The sequence below is a fragment of the Adlercreutzia sp. CNCM I-6216 genome, assembly GCF_977113345.1.
Genome location: NZ_CDSBIE010000032.1, coordinates 1 through 1,508, shown reverse-complemented (window position 1 = coordinate 1,508; position 1,508 = coordinate 1). Strand labels below are relative to the sequence as shown.

Genomic DNA, 1,508 nt, shown 5'->3' with positions numbered 1-1,508 from the left:
GGGGGTGCGGACGTTTTTCCGGACGGCCTAGGCGGCCAGCCCCAGCCGCCTCCTGCGGCCGGCTATCGTATCGTACACCTTGCGCCCTCCCTCGTCGAACGCCTTCAGCCTCCCCTCCCGGTACCAGCGGATCCACTCGGCGAGCTCGGCGGCGAACCGCTCGGCGGAGACCCCGCGCCAGTCCCTCCCGTGGAAGAACTCGACCTTGAGCCTGCCGAAGAACCCCTCGCAGGCGGCGTTGTCCGGCGAGTGCCCCTTGCGCGACATCGACCTCTCCACCCCGGCCTCCCCGCAGGCGCGGACCCAGTCGGGGGTGCGGTAGTGCCAGCCGCGGTCGCTGTGGAGCGTGAAGCCGCCCCCGGCGGCGGCCACGGCGCCGGCGAGCATCTCGGCCACGAGCGCCTTGGACGGCGAGGTGCCCACCGAGAAGGCGGCGACGTCGCCGTCGAACAGGTCGACGGCCGGCGAGAGGTACACCTTCCGCGGGTCGTCGGGCAGCCTGAACTCGGTGATGTCGGTGACCAGGACCTCGCCGGGGGCGGCGGCCGAGAAGTCGTGCAGGTCGCGGCCGGCGTCGACCAGCAGCAGGTTGGGCGCCGCCGCGCGGCCCTCCTCGCCGGCGTAGGAGCTGTAGCGGGCCGCCCGCGGGGCGCGGGCGCGCAGCCCCTCCTCGGCCATGATCCGGCGCACCACCTTCTCGGAGACCGCCACCGGCCGCGCCGGGTCGAGCCCCGCCGCGCCGCGGGCCCGCTGCGGCGCGCCGGCGCCCCGCGCGAGCTCGGCGCGGACGCGGCGGTAGCCGTAGGCGCCCCCGGACGCCTCGAAGGCGGCCCGGACCAGGGGCCGCAGGGCGGCGTACGGGTCGGGCGCGGAGGCCGCCGCCAGGCGGTCGTAGAACGTGCTGCGCGGCAGGGACAGCGCCGCCAGCGCCGCCCGCAGCCCGAAGCGCCCCCTGAGCCGGTCAGCCAGCGCCGCCCTCTCCGCCGCCGTCAGGGCGGACAGGTCGGCGCCTGGGTCTTTTTTTAGTATGTCGATCGTCCCCTCGAGGACGGCGTTGCGCAGCTCCAGCTCCTCGCAGCGGGCCCTGAGCTCCTCGAGCTCCGAGGGCGCCTCGCGGGGCTCCGGCGCGCGGGCGGCGATGTCCGAGTCGGTCATGAGGGAGAGCGCCCCTTCCTCGCGGAGCCGCCGGCGCCAGCCGGAGACGGCAGCGGCGGTGACGCCGGCCTCGGCGGCGAGGTCGGCGGCCCGCTCCCCGGCCTCCAGCCGCGCGACGAGCTCCATCTTCCTGTCGAAGGGCAAGTATACGGCCTTCTTGCGGGGCGGCGGGGCGACGCCCGCCGCCTTCGCCCAATTTACAACGGCCGTGCGGCTGCAGCCGGCCAGCTCGGCCGCCTCGGTCAGGCTGAACCCCGCCGCGACGGCCTCCACGGCGAGCTCCCTGGTCTCCAACGGGTACATGCGGACTCCAATCCGGACACCGGAGTGTCCAACTTTTTGTCCGCACCCCC

General features: G+C 75.3%; 1 protein-coding gene. It reads right to left on the bottom strand.

Annotated features, from left to right (window positions below; all coding sequences use genetic code 11):
* Positions 1 to 27: 27 nt before the first annotated feature.
* Entirely contained in the window at positions 28 to 1,458 is a 1,431-nt protein-coding gene (locus tag ACYVRU_RS12080) for an IS3 family transposase (RefSeq protein WP_092197605.1), read from the bottom strand.
* Positions 1,459 to 1,508: the final 50 nt, after the last annotated feature.